The following is a 17857-nucleotide window of genomic DNA, read 5'->3' on the forward strand; positions in this document are numbered from 1 at the left end:
CGCCCGCACCCGCGCGGCGACCGAACGAGGAGACGCCATGCCACAGCGGCGCGCATGGGGGTCCGCCCCCTGCCGCGGGACGGTTCCGCGTGCGCGGGTGGCGGCTCTCCTCACCACCCTCCTCGGCCTCAGCCTCGTCTTTCTGGGCGTCCTGCCCCCGGTCTCGTACGCGCAGGGAACGCCGACGCCCACGGCGATCACCGCTTCCCCCCACCCCGTCGCTGCCGAGAACACCGGGGATACCGAGAACTCCGGGGACACCGGGAACATCGAGAACACCGGGAACCCCTGGAACCCCGAAGACCTCCACCCCGAAACCACTCAAACCCGCCACTCCACCTCTGCCCCCACCCCCACCCCCGACAAGAACCTCTGGTCCCCCACCCCCGGCCCGGACGACGCCCGCGCGGTCATCCGTTCCTCCGCGCCGCGTCTGCTCCGGAACGCCCCGCCCGCCGCACCTCCCCTTTCCGGAATCGGCGCGCCCCCGCCCCACCTCGTCCTTCCCTCGCCCGCCGCGGGGGCGCCGCTGCCGCCGCCCCCGTCGGGCGCGGCTCGTCCGCAGCACACCACCTGCCACACCGGCCGGGCACCGCCCACTCCTCCAGGCATCTGAGTTCCCCTGCTCGTCGCTCCCGCGCCGCTCACCGCGGACGCGGCAGCCGGCATGCCTGCTGGAGGCACCCTTTGAAACGTTCAACACGCCCGACGCGTGCAACGCGATCGGCACGTGCAACGCAATCGGAACGTGCAACTCGATCAGCACGTTCAACTCGATCGGCACGTTCCGCGCACCCGACACGTCTGTCGCGCGCCATGCGCGTGCGGGCCCTGCTCGCCCTCGCCGTCGTCGCCGTGTCGATCTACATCACGATCACCGTCCCCGCCCGGCTCGGTCTCGACCTGCGCGGCGGCACCCAGATCGTGCTGGAGACCCGCGACTCCCCCACCGCAAAGGCCGACGCCGAGGCCACCGACCGCACCTTGGAGGTCCTGCGCCGCCGCGTCGACGCGCTCGGCGTGAGCGAGCCCTCCCTCACCCGTTCCGGAGACCGCCGGATCATCGTCGAGCTGCCGGGTGTGCAAGAGCCCCGGGAAGCCGCCGCCGTCCTGGGCCGCACCGCCCAGCTCACCTTCCACCCCGTACTCGCTGTGGCGGGCCCGGAACGGTCTCAGGAACGAAAGCCCCAACCCGAAAAGTCCGCATCCAACGCACCCAACGCATCCAACGCATCCAACGCATCCAACGCATCCAACGCATCCAACGAAGCCAACGCATCCAACGAAGCCAACGCGACCAACGAATCCAACACATCCAACGCGTCCAAGGAACAGATCCTGCCCGACGAGAGCGGGCAGCGGCTGCGCCTGGGACCGTCCGCGATGACCGGTGCCCATGTCGACGACGCGCAGGCGCAGACGGACCCGCAGAACAGCGTGGGCTGGTTCGTCGGTATCGACTTCAAGAACGCGGGCAAGGACCGGTGGGCCGACCTGACGGGCAAGGCCGCCTGTGCGCAGGTGGGTGACCCGGCCCGCCGGGTCGCCATCGTCCTCGATGGCAAGGTCATCTCGTCGCCGCAGGTGGAGCGCACGGTCGCCTGCGGTACGGGGATCGCCGGCGGGTTCACCCAGATCACCGGCGGTTTCAGCCCCGAGGAAGCCAAGGAACTGGCCGCGCTCATCAGCGGCGGTGCCCTGCCGGTGCCGGTGGAGACCGTCGAACAGCGCACTGTCGGCCCTACCCTCGGCGCTGCGGCCATCGAGGCCAGCGCCTGGGCCGCCATCATCGGCACCGCGCTGACCTGCCTGTTCATCATCGTCGTCTACCGGCTGCTGGGTGGTCTGGCGGCGCTGGCGCTGGCCTGTTACGGCCTGCTGTCCTACGCCCTGCTGGCCGCCTTGGGCGCCACCCTGACGCTCCCGGGCCTGGCCGGTTTCGTCCTGGCCATCGGCATGGCCGTCGACGCCAACGTGCTGGTCTTCGAACGCGCTCGGGAGGAATACGCCAACCCCGGCGCCCACGGGCGCAAGAGTCTGCGGTCGGCGCTGGCCGCCGGGTTCCGCAACGCCTTCAGCGCCATCGCGGACTCCAACATCACCACGCTCATCGCGGCCGGGCTGCTGTTCGTCCTGGCCTCCGGGCCCGTCCAGGGGTTCGGCGTCACCCTGGGCATCGGTGTCCTGGCCTCCATGGTCAGCGCCCTGGTCATCTCCCGCGTCCTCGCGGAGTTCGCGGTGGCCCGCGGCCCCGTGCGGCGGCGCCCCCGCATCACCGGTATCGCCAACACCGGCGCCGTCCGGGCCTGGCTCACCCGCCGCGACCCGGACCTGATGCGTCACCGGCGGCGCTGGCTGGCCGTCTCCGCCGCCGCGCTCATCCTGGCGGTCGCCGGGATCGTCGCCCGCGGCCTGGACTTCGGTGTGGAGTTCACCGGCGGTCGGCTGATCTCGTACTCCACCGCCGCCCCCGTGGACGCCGACCGCGCCCGCGACGCCCTGGCCGACGCCGGCTTCCCGCGCGCCGTCGTCCAGACCTCCGGCGAAGGCGACCTGACCGTCCGCACCGACCGCCTCTCGCACGACGAGGAGACGGAGGTACGCGAGAAGATCCGCGACCTGGGCGGCGGCAAGGCGGAGAAGGTCCGTGACGAGCTGATCGGCCCGAGCCTGGGCGACGAGCTGCGCCGGGGCGCCCTCATCGCCCTGGCGGTGGCGCTGGGCGCCCAACTGCTCTATCTGGCCTTCCGGTTCCGCTGGACACTCGGCGCGGCGGCGGTCGTCGCGATGGCCCATGACGTGGTGATCCTCGTCGGCGTGTTCGCCTGGCTCGGCAAACCCGTCGACGGGGTGTTCCTGGCCGCGCTGCTCACCGTGATCGGCTACTCGGTGAACGACTCGGTCGTCGTCTTCGACCGCGTCAGAGAACTGGAAGGCACCCGCCCCGGCACCCCCCTCGCCCGCATCGCCAACACGGCCCTGCTCCAAACCGTGCCCCGCACCGTCAACACCGGCATGGGCGCGATGTTCATCCTGGCCAGCCTCGCCCTGCTCGGCGGCGACTCCCTGACCGACTTCGCCATCGCCCTGCTCATCGGCATCGTCGTCGGCACCTACTCCTCGATGTTCACCGCCGCACCGCTGGCCATCGAACTGAGCGACCGCGGCAAACGCCCCACGGAAAAGAAGAAGACCCCGACGCGCCGCCCCGCCTCTCAGGAGGCGCGGATTTCCTGATCCGGCGACGGCCCTTCGTACGGCAGCGCTGACCACGCGCGGCGACTGCCAGCGCGCTGCCCTGCTCCGACGCCACTCCGGCGGCCATGCCGTCGGGGGCGGAGGAGCAGGGTGGGGGGCCGGTGCTCCGACCGCTCCCCCTTATGCCCTCAGACCGCGCAAGGTGCTCAGGGCCAAGCGGCCCGCACCGGCACGTCATCGCGGAGCCTCACATCGGAGCCAACCGCCGGTACTCGTGGACCGGCAGCGGAAAACAGGTGGAGAGGAGCGCGGAGCGCAGCTCCCCTGTAAGCGCCGAGGCCAGGAATCGCGTGCAGGTGAGGGGGAAGTGCTCCCAGCGGTCACCACGGGCTTCGTTGATCATGACGGTCCAGTCGTCCGGCTGCCGACCGGGACGGACGAGCCAGTACAAGTACTCACCGTTGTCGGTGGTGGCCCAGGGAATGAGCCGGGCGCCTGCCTCCTCCAGTTCGTCCGGCTTCTTCTCGTACTCCCACAGGCCCTCCAGGTCTTCGGTTTTCCAGTCCGCCCACTTCAGGAGGTCGTAGTTGTCGTTGGGGCAGCCGGGTTCGAGGACGTAGAGGTAGTCGTCCCAGTTGCTCCCGCCATAGACGTGGACGAGTTCCTTGTAGTCGCTCGGCAAGGCCACGCCCAGCGCCTCCTCGACCGGCTCCCAGTCCGTTTCCCGCGGGTGCGGGGGTGGCGGGACCAGTCGGACGAGGCGTGCGAGGGAAACGTTCACGGCGGTGCCCTTCGAAGAGGTCGAGCGTCGCACTCATCCTCTCGTGCCGCACCGCGGGATCTTCCTCCCCCGCGCTCCCCTCACGGTGAGGCGCACCCATCAGGACAAGCGCCCCCCGCATAGGCTTCCGCCCCGTGAACAGACACATACCTTTCGCGCGGCTGCACAACTTCCGCGACCTGGGCGGCTATCCGACGACGGACGGCCAAGCGGTGCGGTGGGGCAGGATCTTCCGCTCCGACTCCCTGGGCAAGCTGGGCGGCGGGGACTGGGAACGGTTCCTCGGCCTGGGGGTGCGTACGGTCATCGACCTGCGGTATCCGTGGGAGATCGACGCCAAGGGCCGCGTCCCCGAGCACGCGTCCTTCGCCTACCACAACTTCAGCATCGAGCACCGCCCTTACGACCAGGCGGGCCTGGGACCGGAGGTGGAGGTGGGGCCCTTCCTCGCCGAGAAGTACGGGGAAGTCACGCATGACGGCGTCAAGGAACTGCGCCGGACCCTCGAAGCGATCGCCACCGGGGACGCACCCGTGGTGTTCCACTGCCAGTCCGGCAAGGACCGCACCGGACTGGTGGCCGCCCTCGTCCTGGACCTGCTCGGGGTCCCGGAGGCGCGGATCGTCGAAGACTTCACGCTCACGGAACGTGCCACGGAAGGGCTCCTGGCCGACTGGCGGGCCGACCGTCCCGGGCAGGAGCCGAGGTGGCCCGGTTACGGCCGCGCGCCTGCGGAGGTCATGCGTCTGTTCCTTGTCTCCTTGGCGCAGCGGCACGGGTCCGTGCGCGGGTATGCCCGTGACCTGCTGGGTGTCGATGACGAGCTGGTGGCCGCTCTGCGCCGACGCCTGCTCGAACCGGCTTCCTGACCGAGCGGGGGTTCCGTCGGGTGGGGCTTGGTGCTTCATCGCGCGAGTGCTTCATCGCGCGGCGGGACGGCTTGCGCTCCGCCTCATGGACGGACGAGTCGGCGCGCGGCCGGATGATCTGGCGCGCGGCGGCCCTTGCCGGTGGGCGGCCTTGGGGACGCCGGGGCACCGTCTCGGGCTGGGACCGTTTCGTCCGGATCGACAGACGCCGCAGCCCGGATGCCGCGCGGTCGGCGGCACCCGGGCCAGGGGTGGTCTCAGGCCGAGAGGCGCTCGGCGAGTTCCTTCGCCTTCGCCTCGGCCTCTTCGAAGGCGCGGGTGCGGGAGGCCTCGAAGAGCGGGACCAGTTCGGCCATCGCCGGGTTGTGCGGGGCCATGGTCAGCTCCGGGACGATGAAGTCGGCCTCCATGCCGAAGCCGTCGACGAGGACGGCCTTGAGGTAGTTCTGCACGTACTCGTACGGCTCGCGCGGGGTGCCCGGCGCGTAGGAGCCGCCCCGGCTGGCGACGACGGTGACCGGGGTGCCCTTGACGGACTGGGCGCCGCCGGCGGTGCGGCCCATGAGGATCACGGCGTCCAGCCAGGCCTTGAGGGTCGAGGGGATCGTGTAGTTGTACATCGGGGCGCCGATCAGCACCGCGTCTGCCTGCTCCAGCTCCTCGATGAGCCGGACGCGCTCGGCGAAGGCGGCGGCCTGCTCGGGGGTGTGCGAGGCCGGGTCGGTGAGGCCGGCGGTGTGTGCGTCGGCGGTGATGTGCGGGACGGGCTGCGCCGCGAGGTCGCGGTAGACAACCGTTCCCTCGGGGTGCTGCTCCTGCCAGTGCGCGCGGAACGCGGCCGTCACGGCGCGCGAGGCCGAGGCCTCGCCCGGGAACACGGAGGAGTCGATGTGCAGCAGGGTGGCCATGGGGGTCTCCAGAAGAACGGACGGGACAGCCCGGCACCGGCGAGGTACTGGGCTGCTGTTTCGTACTCAACTATTTCTAGCATAGGTACTTACTTTTTTTCAGCCCCCTACCCGGAGGTAGTACCCTGGAAGGCATGGCGACGGAGCGGAACCACGGCAGCACGGCCTGCAAGCGGGTGGACGAGGGCATCACCCGCGTCTTCCACCTGCTCGGAAAGCGCTGGAGCGGCCCCATCGTGGCCGTCCTGGTGGAACAGCCCGCACACTTCGCCGACCTGCGCCGGGCCATCCCCGGCATCAGCGAGCGCATGCTCTCCGACCGGCTGGCGGAACTCGGCGCCGCCGGCCTCGTCCTGCGCCAGGTCGACGAGGGCCCGCCGCTGCGCGTTTCCTACCGGCTCACCGAGGCCGGCGCCGCCCTGGAGCCCGCCCTCAGGGAACTGGCGGAATGGGCGAAAACCCACCTGCCGGACGCCGGGCCCTGTACCGGGGCGCTCTCGGAGCGTCCGGAGCGTCCGGCCGACGCGCGGGCATAGCCGGTTCGGGGTGGGCGACCCAGCCCGATCGGTTCGGGTCTAGCCGGTTCGGTTCGGGTCTAGCCGGTTCGGCGCGGATCTAGCCGGTTCGGCGCGGATCTAGCCGGTTCGGTTCGGTGGCGGCTCAAGGAGCGCCCTGGCGCCTGTCCGAGTCCTCCCCTGCCCCCAGAGCGCCGCTCACGCCGCGTCCCCGGTCTCCGTCTGCGCCACGTCGCCCAGTTCATCGACCAGGTCCCACGCCTGTTTGTAATCCAGTCCGTCGATCTTCAGCGGTCCGGCCGCCGAGGCCGTCGTCACCACGACCGTGGACAGACGGAACATCCGCTGCAACGGGCCCCGGATCGTATGGGCGGTCTGTATGCGCGCCATCGGCGCCACCCACCACTGCTCGCGCACCCACCCCGCGCGCGTGAACAGCGCGTCGCGCGTCATCTCCCAGCGGTGCATCCGGTACCGCCACGGCGGCATCACCACCGCGTACACCAGCCCCGGCACCCCGACGACCGCCGCCGACAGCAGCAGCCACGGACGGGCCGGGGCGATCAGCAGGGCGAGCAGGCCCAGGACGAGGACGGGTGGCACCACGGTGAGCAGGGCTCGCGTCAGCCACCAGCCGATCGCCCGACGGTTGACCGGGTTGCTCGGTGGGCGGAGGACGGTTTCCCCGCCTTCCTCGCCGGTGCGGCCGGTGTTGGGTAAGGGAGGGACATCGGTCGCGGAATCGGTCATCGTCAGCTTCGAAGGCGTCGTGAACGGTCGGATTCGCGTGCGTTGGGGAAATCATCCTGCATGGTGGGGCGTTCGGCGTCTCCCGGTGTGAGTCGGCAGCTCCGGTCTGGCGGGATGACGGATGGCACGCGTCAGGCGACCGCTTCCACGGCCGGACGCCGGATGTGCCCCTATTTCTGGCGGTCGGACGACAGGCCCCCACCGTCGGCCGTCGGTTCCCCACCGTCGGCCGTCGATTCCCGGCCGTCGGCCGTCGTGACGGTGCCCTCGACGAGGTCGCGCAGCTGTGAGCGGGCGGTGATGCCCAGCTTGGGGAAGCTGCGGTAGAGGTGTGAGCCGACCGTGCGCGGGGAGAGGTAGAGCTTTTCGCCGATCTCGCGGTTGGTCAGGCCCCGGGCGGCGAGGCTGACGATCTGCCGCTGCTGCGGGGAGAGTTGGGCGATCGCGTCGGGGGACGGGTCCGTGACGCCGAGGCCGGCGGCCCGGGATTCGGCCTCGGCGCGCTCGGTCCACGGGTGCGCGCCCAGGCGCCGGAAGGTCTCCAGCGCTTCGGCGAGCGGTCCCCGCGCCTCGGCGATGCGGCGTCGGCGGCGCAGCCACTCGGCGAGGTCGAGCAGGGTCTGGGCGCGTTCGAAGGGCCAGTGGGCGAGGGCCGGGTCGGCAAGCGCCGCCCGGAAGTGCGGCTCGGCGTCCTCGGGGTCGGCCAGCAGGCCACGGGCCCGGGCGAGGAGCGCGCGCAGGCGGGGTGAGGCGCCCTCCGCGAGCGTGCGGGCGGAACGCTCGACGATCGCGGCGGCGTCCTCGCGACGGCCGCAGCGCACGGCGGCGGCGGCCAGTTCGGCGAGGGACGGGTAGGAGGCGTGGTAGTGCACGGGCGCGCCCTCCGCCGTGAAGATCATGCGGAGGTGGTCGTACGCGGTCTCGTACGCACCGTCCGCGGCTGCCGCGGCGCCCAGCGCGCGACGGGCATAGACGGCGACGGAGCGGCTTTCCAGCGGATCGATCAGGGCGAGCGCCGCCTCCACCCGGGCCCGGGCCGACGCGGTGTGCCCCTGGTAGGCCAGCACGGTGGCGTCCACGGTGGCCGCGCAGGCGACGGCGTGGTCGAGGCCGGTCGCCCGGCCGACCGCGGTGGTGCGGGCGCAGGCCGCGCGCGCTCGTTCCCACCGTCCGCGCTCCACGTAGGCCCAGGCGACCGCGCCGCCCAGCCCCTCCGGCAGCGTCCCCCGCAGTTCCCAGCGGTCGAAGGCCGCGTCGAAGGCGCGGACGGCCTGCGGGGTCTCGTCCAGCAGCCAGGCCATGATCCCGACGGTGGTGAGGTGCTCCGGCCGGGTTGCCGCCTCGGCGGCCAATCGCGGGAGGAGGGGAACGAGTGCGGCCCGGTCGGTGATGGGGTCCGAGACGGTTCGCACCCAGGTGCGCAGGCCCACGGACGAGGCGTCCTCGGGGAGGCGTCGCAGGAGGTCCCGGATGCGGTGGCGTTGGGGGTCCTCTCCGCTGTAGAAGCGGACCACGGCGGCGCCCGCCAGGAGGTCCAGCGCGGCGGCGGGCCGCGAGGCCGCCAGCTCTTCGGCGTCCTCGGTCAGTCGGGAGAAGACGGCGGTGTGGTGCGCGGTCAGGATCGCCAGTCGTCCGGCCTGCACGGCGACGTCGGCCAGGAGCGACGGGTCGTCCGTGCGGGCGCGGGCCGCGGCGGCCAGTTCCTCGACCCAGGCGAGGTCCCCGGTGAACACGGCCGCCGAAGCGGCTTCCACCAGCAGCCGGGCGCTCTCCTCACGCCTCGGCGCGAGCTCGGCGGCGCGCTGGAGGGCCTTGGCCGCCGCCGCGTGGCCACCACGGCGGCGGGCCCGGCCTGCGGTCCGCTCCAGCTCCGCCGACACGGCCGCGTCCGGGCCCGGACAGGCGGCGGCCAGGTGCCAGGCTCGCCGGTCCGGCTCGTCGCGCAGCAACTCGGCGAGCGCGAGGTGGGCCTCGCGCCGGGCGCCCAGGGGCGCGGCGTGGTAGACGGCGGACCGGACCAGCGGGTGACGGAACCGGAGGTCCGGGCCGGTCCGCCGGATGAGCGCGGCCTGCTCGGCGGGGAGCCAGATGTCGTCCTTGGTGGAGGGCCAGCCGTCTTCATTGGTCAGCGGCCAGACGGCGTCCTTGGTGGACGGCCAGCCGTCGTCCTTGGTGGGCGACCAGACCTCGTCCTTGGTGAACGGCCAGATGTCGTCCTTGGTGGGCGACTGAGTGTCGTCCCCGGTGGACGGCCGGATGCCGTCCTTGGTGGGCGACTGAGTGTCGTCCCCGGTGGGCGGCCAGGTGCCGTCATCCGCCGGACGCAGCCGGGTGCCGTTCCCGGCGGGCGGACGATCGTCCTCCTCGGCGCGTGGTCGGGCAGCGTCCTGCGCCGGACGCGACCAAGCACCGCCCCGCACAGGCAGCCTGGCATCCTGACCGGCGTACCGCCGGGTGCCCTGCTCGGTCGGCGGCCCAGCGCCCTCCCCCGCACGCGAACGACCCTCGGCCTCCTCGGCGCGCGGCCAGCCGTCGTCCCCCGCCCACGGCCGGCCCTCCCCCTCGGCCCGCAGCAACCCGGCCGAGACGGCGAGGGCGGAATCCACGGGCTCCATGGCCGACAGGAGCAGCAGGGCCCGCGTCGTGGCGGCGGGGAGGTCGTTCAGGCGGGCGGCGAAGGCCCGCTCCAAGTGGTCCGTGACGGGTAGCGGGCCCGCGGACGGCAACGGTACGGCCGCGTCGTGGGCGGTGGCTGCCCGCGTCAGTTCCACGAGGGCCAGGGGGTTGCCGAGCGCCTCGTCGAGGATGCGCGTTCTGAGGTGGCCGGTGGGGCTCTTCGGCCGCAGGTCGAGGAGCCGGTTGGCCGCGGCGTTGTCGAGTGGTCCGAGGGTGAGCGTCGGTGCGTGCCGGTCGAATTCCAGGAGGAGGTCGGCGCCACGCGCCGCGATCAGCATCGTGACCCGTTCGCCTTCCAGCCGCCGGGCGGCGAAGGACAGCGCTTCCAGGGAAGCCCGGTCGCACCACTGCGCGTCATCCAGCACCACGAGCACGGGACGCCGCTCACCCAGGGCCGAGAGCAGACCGAGCACGGCGACCCCGATCAGCATGCGAGGGGACGCGCTCGATCGCCGGGGCATGGCGGGTTCCATACAGGCGGTCGCGCTCGACCGCCTGGACGTGGCCGGCTCCGCGCCGAAGGCGTCCCGGAGCGCGGCGCGTTGTCTCTCCGGCAGACCGTCCACCTCGGCCGACACCGGCCGCAGCAACTGATGCAGGGCCGAGAACGGCAGGCTCGACTCCGACTCGCTGCCCGCTGCACGCAGAACGTGAGCGCCGCCGACTTCGGCCCGACGCACCGCGCGGTCCAGCAGCGCGCTCTTCCCCGTGCCCATGTCGCCGACCAGCGTCACCACCGGGTCGGTCGACACCAGGTCGTCCGACACCAGGTCCACCGCGTCCACCGCACCTACGGCGTCCACCGCGCGAAACAGGCGTGCCAGCTCCGCGTCCCGGCCGACGATCGGCTCCCCGGGCCCCAGAGCCGGATCCGGCCCCGGACCCGGATTTGGCCTCCCGACCGCCCCGAGGTCGCCTGCGTGCTCGTCCACCGGGTCTCCAGAATTCGTGGCCCTTCGAACGGAGCCGCCTTGCGTCTTGCCCCATCCACCCTACGCACGGCCGTGCCCACGGACGGCGACATAATGCTCATATTTACGCATATATCGGCGCACGCGCAGGTGCGTACAGGTGCAGTCACGTGACGGATACCGCGCGCCCGGGGCGGCTCGTACGGTTCAGGAAATCCCCCGAATTTCCCATCCCCGAATTACCGGGCATTCCCAATACATTCCCAAAGAACCGCAAGGATCCCCCATGGAACAGATCACACTCGGAAACGTCACCATCACCCGCGTATGGGAATACTTCGGCTCCGTCGACATGACGCCCGGCACCTTCTTCCCGGAAAGCCCGAAGGAGGCGTGGGACGACGGCGCCTCCTGGCTGGTCCCGCATTTCCTGGATTCCGGGTCGGGAATGGTGAATTCCGCGATCCAGACCTGGCTGCTGCGCAGCGAGGGCAGGACCATCCTTGTCGACACCGGCGTGGGCAACCACAAGGAACGCCCCTACGCGCCGGTCTGGAGCCGCCTCGAAACCGATTTCCTCGCCAATCTCGCCCGGGCCGGTGTCGAGCCCGAGGACGTGGACATCGTCATCAACACGCATCTCCACATCGATCACGTCGGCTGGAACACGTATCTGGACGGTCGGCGCTGGGTGCCCACTTTCCCCAACGCCACCTATCTGATGCCGAAGGACGATTTCGACTTCTGGAATCCCGAGAACGGCCATAAGCCGCTGCTCGGCCGAGGCAACCAAAACGTCTTCGAGGACAGCGTGGCCCCCGTACACCAGGCCGGCCAAACGCTGCTGTGGGAGAACAGCCACCGGATCGATACCGCCCTCCGCCTGGACGCGGCTCCCGGGCACACCCCCGGCTCCTCCATCCTGACCCTCACCTCCGGGACGGACCGCGCGGTGTTCGTCGGCGACATGCTGCACAGCCCGGTGCAGATCCTCGAACCGGACGCCAACAGCTGCTTCTGCGAGGACCCCGCCGGCGCCCGGGCCACCCGCCGCAAGGTGCTGGGCTGGGCGGCCGACAACAACGCGCTCGTGATCCCCGCCCACCTGGGCGGCCACGGCGCCGCCGAGGTAACCCGCGACGGAGAGAAGTTCGCCGTGAAGGGCTGGGCCCCCTTCGCCCCGTACGGCAAGTACAGCAAGCGGACCTGAGCCCCGCGGAAAGGCACCCGGCATGCGCCCCCAGACACCACGGCTGACGTCCACTCCCCAGTGACCACGGCTGACACGCGTCCCCCCAAAGACCACGGCTGCCACATGTCCTCCCAAAAACCACGACTGACACGCGTCCCCCCAAAGACCACGGCTGACATGGACTCCCCAATGACAACAACTGGCACTCACTCCCCAAAGACCACGGCTGACACACACCCCCTGGTGACCACGGCCCAAGGAACCGTCCGCGGCCTGCGCCAGAACGACGGCACCACCGCCTTCCTGAACATCCCCTACGCCGCCCCACCCAGAGGCGCCGACCGGTTCGCACCGCCCCAACCGCACGCGCCGTGGGACGGCGTCCGGGACGCCACCGTGCCGGGGCCCACCGCGCCGCAGTCCGCGCGCACGCTCGGCAGTGTGGACATGTCCCCCTACTTCGGCGCCGGTTGGAGCCGTGGCGAGGACTACCTGACCGTCAGCCTCTGGACGCCCGCCACCGCGCAGGGCGACCTGCCCGTCATGGTGTTCGTCCACGGCGGCGGGTTCGTCGCCGGATCGACGCGGTCCGCGCTGTACGACGGCTCCGCCTTCGCCCGCGACGGCGTCGTCCTCGTCACCCTCAACTACCGGCTGGGCATCGCCGGGTTCCTCGACCTCCCCGGCGCGCCCGCCAACCGCGGTCTGCTCGATGTCGTCGCCGCGCTGCGCTGGGTGCGGGAGAACATCGCCGCCTTCGGCGGTGACCCGCACAACGTCACCCTCTTCGGGCAGTCGGCCGGGGCCACCATCGTCGGCGGCGTCCTCGCCACGCCCGAGGCCGCGGGCCTCTTCCGGCGGGCGATCGTCCAAAGCGGCAGCGGCCGGGGCGCGTTCACCACCGAGCAGGCGGCCCGCGTCACCCGGGCGGCGGCCGAAGCCCTCGGCGTCGAGCCGCACGTCGACGCCTTCGCGGCGATCCCCGACGACCGCCTGGTCGAGACCGCCTCCCACCTCACGGGCATCGACCTGCGGACCGCGACGCACCACGATCCGCTGCTCGGACTCAGCCCCTTCAGCCTGGTCCTGGACACCCAGCCCGCCGCGTCCGTCGCCGTCGGCCTCGGCGCCGACGTCGACCTCCTCATCGGCACCAACGCCGAGGAGGGAAACCTCTACCTGGTGCCCGTGAACAAGTACGCCACCTCGACGGCCGGGGACGTCGACGACGCGGCGGCGCGCTCACATCCGGAGCCGAAGCAGCTCGTCGAGGTCTACCGAACGGCACGTCCCGAGGCGTCCTTCGGCGAGCTGCGCTCCGCCATCATGGGCGACGCGCTGTTCGGCGCGGGCAGCCGGGCCCTGGCCGACGCACACGCCGCCCATCCCGGGTCCGCCACCCACGTCTACGAGTTCGCCTGGCGGTCGCGGGCCCTGGACGGAGAACTCGGTGCCACCCACGCCGTCGAGCTCCCCTTCGTCTTCGACCTCGCGCACCTCCCCCAACTGCACGGCCCCACCGCCCTGCTCGGCCCAGACGAGCCCCCGGCGGATCTCGCCGCCCGCGTGCACGAGACCTGGGTGCGGTTCGCCAGGACCGGCGACCCCGGCTGGGCTCCGTACGACACCGAGCGCAGGTCCACCATGCGCATCGATGGAGAGTGGACCCAGGTGGACGACCCTCGCGGCCGGGAACGGCGGGTCTGGGGCTGATCCGTCGCGCGTCTCCGCCTGCCCGCGCTTCCGAGGAAGGGCAGGGTCGGAGGACCAGGGGGAGTCGCGGTTCGGGGGCGGATTCCTCGTGCCCGGGCGGCTCCCGCGCCCTGGTGCCGACCCTGGCGGATCAGCGGGCGAGGGATACGGCGAAGGGCTGGAATCCGTGTCGGCGCAGGATGTGGGGCACCACCAGGATCATGGCCTCGGTGGCGCGGGCCGTGGTGATGTCGCCGAGGTCCTCGATCCACGCGGGCTGCCAGCCCAGATCGCCGAGCAGGCCGGTGACCGTCTTCTTCGCGTGTTCGTCGTTGCCCGACACATAGGCGGTCGGCGGGGTGGCCAGGGTTTCGGGGGCGGTCATGACCATGAACAACATGGTGTTGAGGGTCTTGACCACGCGGGTGTCCGGGAGGGCGTCCTGAAGTCGCTCGGCGAGGCTGCTGCCGGGGTAGCACAGGGCGCCGGGCAGGCCGTCCTCGGTGTCGATGGTCGCGTTGGAGACGTCGACGAGTATCTTTCCGGCGAGTTCGGCGCGCAGATCGGTGAGGCGGTCCAGGGTGCTGTCGCCGGGCGTCGCGTTGATCACGATGTCCGCGGTGCGGGCGGTGGTGCGCTGGTCGGCGAAGGAGACGCCGGGGGCGGTCCCTTCGGCGGGCGCTGTCATCCGTTCCCTCTGCTCCTTCGGGCTCCGGCTGCCGAGGATGACGTGGTGCCCGGACGAGGCGAGCTTGCCGGCGAGGTTGGCGCCGACGCGTCCGGCGCCCAGGATGCCGATGCTGGTCATGAGGTGGTGCTCCTTTGCGGTGTCGAGTGGGGCTCGTGGTGTCAGGTAGAAATCGCGTGTCGAGTCGGACGCGCCTGTCGAGTGGGACTCACGCGTCCGGTCGGGGTCGCGCGTCCAGCCGGGTCACGCGTCGAGTCGGACTCGCGCGTCGAGACGGATGAACGGGAGGGAGCGCGGGCCGCTGCGAACGCTCCGCGCTCAGGCGGCCGACGACAGGACCTTGGACGACAGGGCCTTCGGCGACAGGACCTTGAGGGCGGCGGCGTGGATGCCGGGGGCGGCGGCCAGGAAGTCGGGGCTGCCCGTGCTCCACGGCTTGCCCGCCAGGTCGGTGACGGTGCCTCCGGCCTCCGAGACCAGCAGGGCACCGGCGACTAGGCCGGAGCGGACGTCGGAGAACTGCCAGAACGCGTCCATGCGTCCGGCGGCGACGTGGATGAGCTGCAAGGTGGCGGGAACGGAGACGCGCACGACGAGGCCGCCCGCGAGCATCGCGGCGACCGACTCGCCGATCCGCCGGAAGGTGCGGTGGTCCTCACCGGGCTTGGCCTGGCCGGTGCCGGTGAGCGCGGCGCCCAGGTCCGTCTTGGCGGACACCTTCAGAGGCAGGTCGTTGAGGCGGGCGCCGCCGCCGGCGACGGCGGTGTAGGTGTCGCCGGTCAGCGGCAGGTGGACGACGGTGAGGACGGGCTGGTTGTCGCGGACCAAGGTGGCGGTGACGGCCCAGTCCGGCATGCCGTGGACGTGGTTGATGTTGCCCTCGGCGGGGTCGACGACCCACCACTCCCCAGGGGGGAGCGCGCCGCCGGCCAGCTCGTCCTCGGCCCACCGCGCTCCCGGCCTGGCCCGCAGCAGCGGTTCCCGCAGCACGTCCAGCACCGCGTCGTCGTTGGCGTGGATCTCTTCGACGACCTCGCTCAGGCTCACGCCTCGCGCGTGCGGGACGTAGCGCTCGCGCAGGGTGAGGCCGGCGGTCCTGACCGCGGCGGTCGTGTCGGACATCAGCGTCGTACCGGCGTCGAAAGGCATGGCTGTGCTCATGGCGGGCTCCCTGGGGTCGGTCGATGCGGGGCGGTTCGTTCCGCACCCGCAATGCGACCGTAGGCGAGCCGATCATTAGCAACAAGTGCATGCTTTTCACTCGTACAGTTACTCTCATGCAACTGGACTTGAACCTGCTCACCGCCCTGGACGCGCTGCTGGAAGAGGGCAGCGTCGCCGGTGCCGCGGCCCGCCTCCACGTCACCGCGCCGGCGATGAGCCGCTCCCTGGGCCGCATCCGCAAGGCCACCGGTGACCAGATCCTGGTCCGCACCGGCCGCAGCATGGTCCCCACCACCCGTGCGCTGGCCATGCGCGCCCAGGTCCACGCCCTCGTACAGCAGGCGCACCGGCTTCTGTCCGCGCAGCAGGAACTCGACCTGGCGGCTCTGGAGCGCGTGTTCACCGTGCGCTGGCACGACGCCCTGACCGCCGCATGCGGCACGGCCCTGGTCGCCGCCGTCCACCGCCAGGCCCCCGGCGTCCAACTGCGCCTGCCCGCCGAACCCGGCACGGACACCCCCGAGCTGCGGCGAGGAGAAGTCGACCTCGCATCCAGCTCCAGCCGGTCCGCGCTGCCCGACGTCCGCCACCGTCTCGTCGGCAGCGACCGGCTCGTCGTCGCCGTCCGCCCCGGCCACCCGCTCACCGAAGGCCCACTGAGCATCGAGCGCTACGCCGCCGCCGAACACCTCACCGTCTCGCGGCGCGGACGCCTGCACGACCCGATCGACGACGCCCTGACGCCACACGGGCACGAACGCCGGATCGTCGCCGCCGGGCCCACCACCACCTTCGCGCTGCGACTCGCCCTCGAAACCGACCTGGTGGTCACCCTTCCCGACGCGGTCACCCGCGCCACCCGGGACCAGCTCGGCCTGGTCACGCTGCCGCTGCCCCTCCAGTCGCCCGACATCCCGCTGTACCTGCTGTGGCACCAGCGCTACGACGACGACCGCGCCCACATCTGGCTACGCGACCTGGCCACCGAAACCGTCCAGGCCCTGTTCACGCCAGCGCCCGCCTCCCCGCAGGCCCCGTGACCGCCCGGCCCCCATGACCGCCCGGGCCGGGCGGTGACCGGTACGCACCGATCCGGACGGTCCCATGCCGATCCAGACGACAACCTCACGCCGCCCCAGGCGCCCCCACCAAAGCCCCGCCAACGACCGCCATGACGACGAACACGGCAGCGACCCCCGCCGTGACCTTCGTCCGCTCGGCCGCCGCCGTCGTGGCGCGGTACAGCAGGTACTCCAACGGGCCGCGGCGGAAGAAGCGGGACCACAGGACGGCCGGCAGCATGGCTGCGGCGATGAAGCCGAGCAGGACGAGCAGCGGCGGGCCGAGCGGTTCCTCATGGTGGTCCAGGACGGCGATGAGCCCGATGTGGAAGACGTAGGCCGTCAAGGACATGGTGCCCACGGCGATCACCGGTGTCAGGACGCGCCGGACGCGGACCCACCGCCCGATCACGGTGAGGCACACCACCAGCACGCACAGCGCGACCCCGGTGTTGGCCAGGAGGGAGAACGTGGTGCCGCTGTGCGGTGCGGCCACCCACATCCACGCCGCGCTGGGGCTGTCCGGCAGCCCGGCCCTGTCCGACCACCAGGACTCCATCACCGCACTGCTGTCGAAGGCGGTTTCGGACAGGGTGCGGGGCAGACCGGGCACCAGGTGCAGCGCGAGCCACGAACCACCGTGCCCGGCGAGCGCCAGACCGGCCCCGACCAGGCCCAGCCGTACGCGGACGAGCCGGGAGGCGAGGTCGAGGCGGGCCACCGCCATACCGGCGATGACGAAGGGCAGCCACACCAGGGCCGGGTAACTGCCGGTGAAGAAGAGGTCGGTGAAGCCGTCCGTGCCGCTGAGCCGGGCCAGCGGGTCGTGGGCGATGACGGTCTCGTGCCACGCGTCGCTCTCGATCGGCCCCAGGGACGCGTACCAGACCTGCGGCAGCACCAAGGCGGTACCGGCGGCCAGGATCGCCAACGTCGCGGGGCGCAGGCGGTACAGCGGGAGGACCAGGACGAAGAAGAGGCCGTAATAGGCCAGGATCACCTCGACCGACGTTCCGGCCATGGTGAGCGCGGTGCCCAAGAGGAGAAGGATCGCGGCACGGACCACGACCCGGAGCACCGCCTGTCGCCCCTCCACACCGATCTTCGGCTCACGGCGCCCGGTGAGCAGGACGAGGGAGAAGCCGGCGAGGAAGGCGAAGAGGGCGGACGAACGGCCGTGCGCCAACTCCATGACGAAGCCGATGACACCGCCCTCGCTCGGGTCGGGCCCGACATGCGCCGCGTACATCCCGAAGACGGCGAGCCCCCGCGCGAGGTCCACGCCGATCAGACGACCGGTCGAGGGCGGGTGCCGGGCGTGAGCGGCCTCAGAGGGGACACCCTGTGAAGTCACGTACTGGGTCATGCCCCCACAGTGGAAAACCCGCAGGTCGCCGGCCTATCCGCCAGAGGTCCGGACACCCTCCGCCGGGTGGCGGGGACACCCCCGCC

General features: G+C 71.8%; 14 protein-coding genes. 7 read left to right on the forward strand and 7 right to left on the reverse strand.

The features are described from left to right. Positions 1-37 precede the first annotated feature (37 nt). Positions 38-616: a hypothetical protein gene (locus ABZX96_RS24420; RefSeq protein WP_355548148.1), complete on the forward strand. Its 579-nt coding sequence runs from the start codon at positions 38-40 to the stop codon at positions 614-616. Between the two features lie 200 nt (positions 617-816). Next, a complete protein-coding gene (gene secD, locus ABZX96_RS24425; RefSeq protein WP_355548151.1) occupies positions 817-3237 on the forward strand; it encodes a protein translocase subunit SecD in 2421 nt (806 codons plus the stop codon). Between the two features lie 208 nt (positions 3238-3445). Here secD and ABZX96_RS24430 read toward each other — a convergent pair whose 3' ends face one another. Next, a complete protein-coding gene (locus ABZX96_RS24430; RefSeq protein ID WP_355548154.1) occupies positions 3446-3979 on the reverse strand; it encodes an SMI1/KNR4 family protein in 534 nt (177 codons plus the stop codon). Positions 3980-4113: 134 nt separating this feature from the next. Here ABZX96_RS24430 and ABZX96_RS24435 point away from each other — a divergent pair, with 134 nt between their 5' ends. After that, on the forward strand, positions 4114-4848 hold the full coding sequence (locus ABZX96_RS24435) for a tyrosine-protein phosphatase (protein WP_355548156.1): 735 nt from the start codon (positions 4114-4116) through the stop codon (positions 4846-4848). A gap of 257 nt (positions 4849-5105) precedes the next feature. On the opposite strand, the gene ABZX96_RS24440 is transcribed toward ABZX96_RS24435, so the two are convergent. After that, complete coding sequence (locus ABZX96_RS24440; protein ID WP_355548159.1) at positions 5106-5756, reverse strand: NAD(P)H-dependent oxidoreductase; 651 nt, start codon at positions 5754-5756, stop codon at positions 5106-5108. A gap of 134 nt (positions 5757-5890) precedes the next feature. Here ABZX96_RS24440 and ABZX96_RS24445 point away from each other — a divergent pair, with 134 nt between their 5' ends. Next, a complete protein-coding gene (locus ABZX96_RS24445) occupies positions 5891-6292 on the forward strand; it encodes a helix-turn-helix domain-containing protein (protein WP_355548162.1) in 402 nt (133 codons plus the stop codon). 177 nt (positions 6293-6469) lie between these two features. On the opposite strand, the gene ABZX96_RS24450 is transcribed toward ABZX96_RS24445, so the two are convergent. Both ABZX96_RS24450 and ABZX96_RS24455 read right to left on the reverse strand, forming a co-directional pair. Continuing rightward, positions 6470-7021, reverse strand: a complete 552-nt coding sequence (locus tag ABZX96_RS24450) for a PH domain-containing protein (protein WP_355548165.1) — start codon at positions 7019-7021, stop codon at positions 6470-6472. A 170-nt stretch (positions 7022-7191) separates the two neighbouring features. Then, entirely contained in the window at positions 7192-10629 is a 3438-nt protein-coding gene (locus ABZX96_RS24455) for an AAA family ATPase (protein WP_355548168.1), read from the reverse strand. Between the two features lie 265 nt (positions 10630-10894). Here ABZX96_RS24455 and ABZX96_RS24460 point away from each other — a divergent pair, with 265 nt between their 5' ends. Next, entirely contained in the window at positions 10895-11818 is a 924-nt protein-coding gene (locus ABZX96_RS24460; protein ID WP_355548171.1) for an MBL fold metallo-hydrolase, read from the forward strand. Between the two features lie 171 nt (positions 11819-11989). Beyond that, entirely contained in the window at positions 11990-13513 is a 1524-nt protein-coding gene (locus ABZX96_RS24465; RefSeq protein ID WP_355548174.1) for a carboxylesterase family protein, read from the forward strand. Between the two features lie 130 nt (positions 13514-13643). Here the strand turns inward: ABZX96_RS24465 and ABZX96_RS24470 are convergent, their stop codons facing one another. After that, positions 13644-14300: an NAD(P)-binding domain-containing protein gene (locus ABZX96_RS24470; RefSeq protein WP_355548177.1), complete on the reverse strand. Its 657-nt coding sequence runs from the start codon at positions 14298-14300 to the stop codon at positions 13644-13646. A gap of 198 nt (positions 14301-14498) precedes the next feature. Continuing rightward, positions 14499-15341, reverse strand: a complete 843-nt coding sequence (locus ABZX96_RS24475) for an inositol monophosphatase family protein (RefSeq protein ID WP_355548179.1) — start codon at positions 15339-15341, stop codon at positions 14499-14501. Positions 15342-15457: 116 nt separating this feature from the next. Between ABZX96_RS24475 and ABZX96_RS24480 the strand changes: the two genes are divergently transcribed. Further along, complete coding sequence (locus ABZX96_RS24480; RefSeq protein WP_355548182.1) at positions 15458-16384, forward strand: LysR family transcriptional regulator; 927 nt, start codon at positions 15458-15460, stop codon at positions 16382-16384. Between the two features lie 85 nt (positions 16385-16469). On the opposite strand, the gene ABZX96_RS24485 is transcribed toward ABZX96_RS24480, so the two are convergent. Then, on the reverse strand, positions 16470-17771 hold the full coding sequence (locus tag ABZX96_RS24485; protein ID WP_355548185.1) for a DUF418 domain-containing protein: 1302 nt from the start codon (positions 17769-17771) through the stop codon (positions 16470-16472). Between the last annotated feature and the right edge of the window lie 86 nt (positions 17772-17857).

Origin of the sequence: Streptomyces sp. NPDC003077, assembly GCF_040611095.1 — a bacterium.
GTDB lineage: Bacteria > Actinomycetota > Actinomycetes > Streptomycetales > Streptomycetaceae > Streptomyces.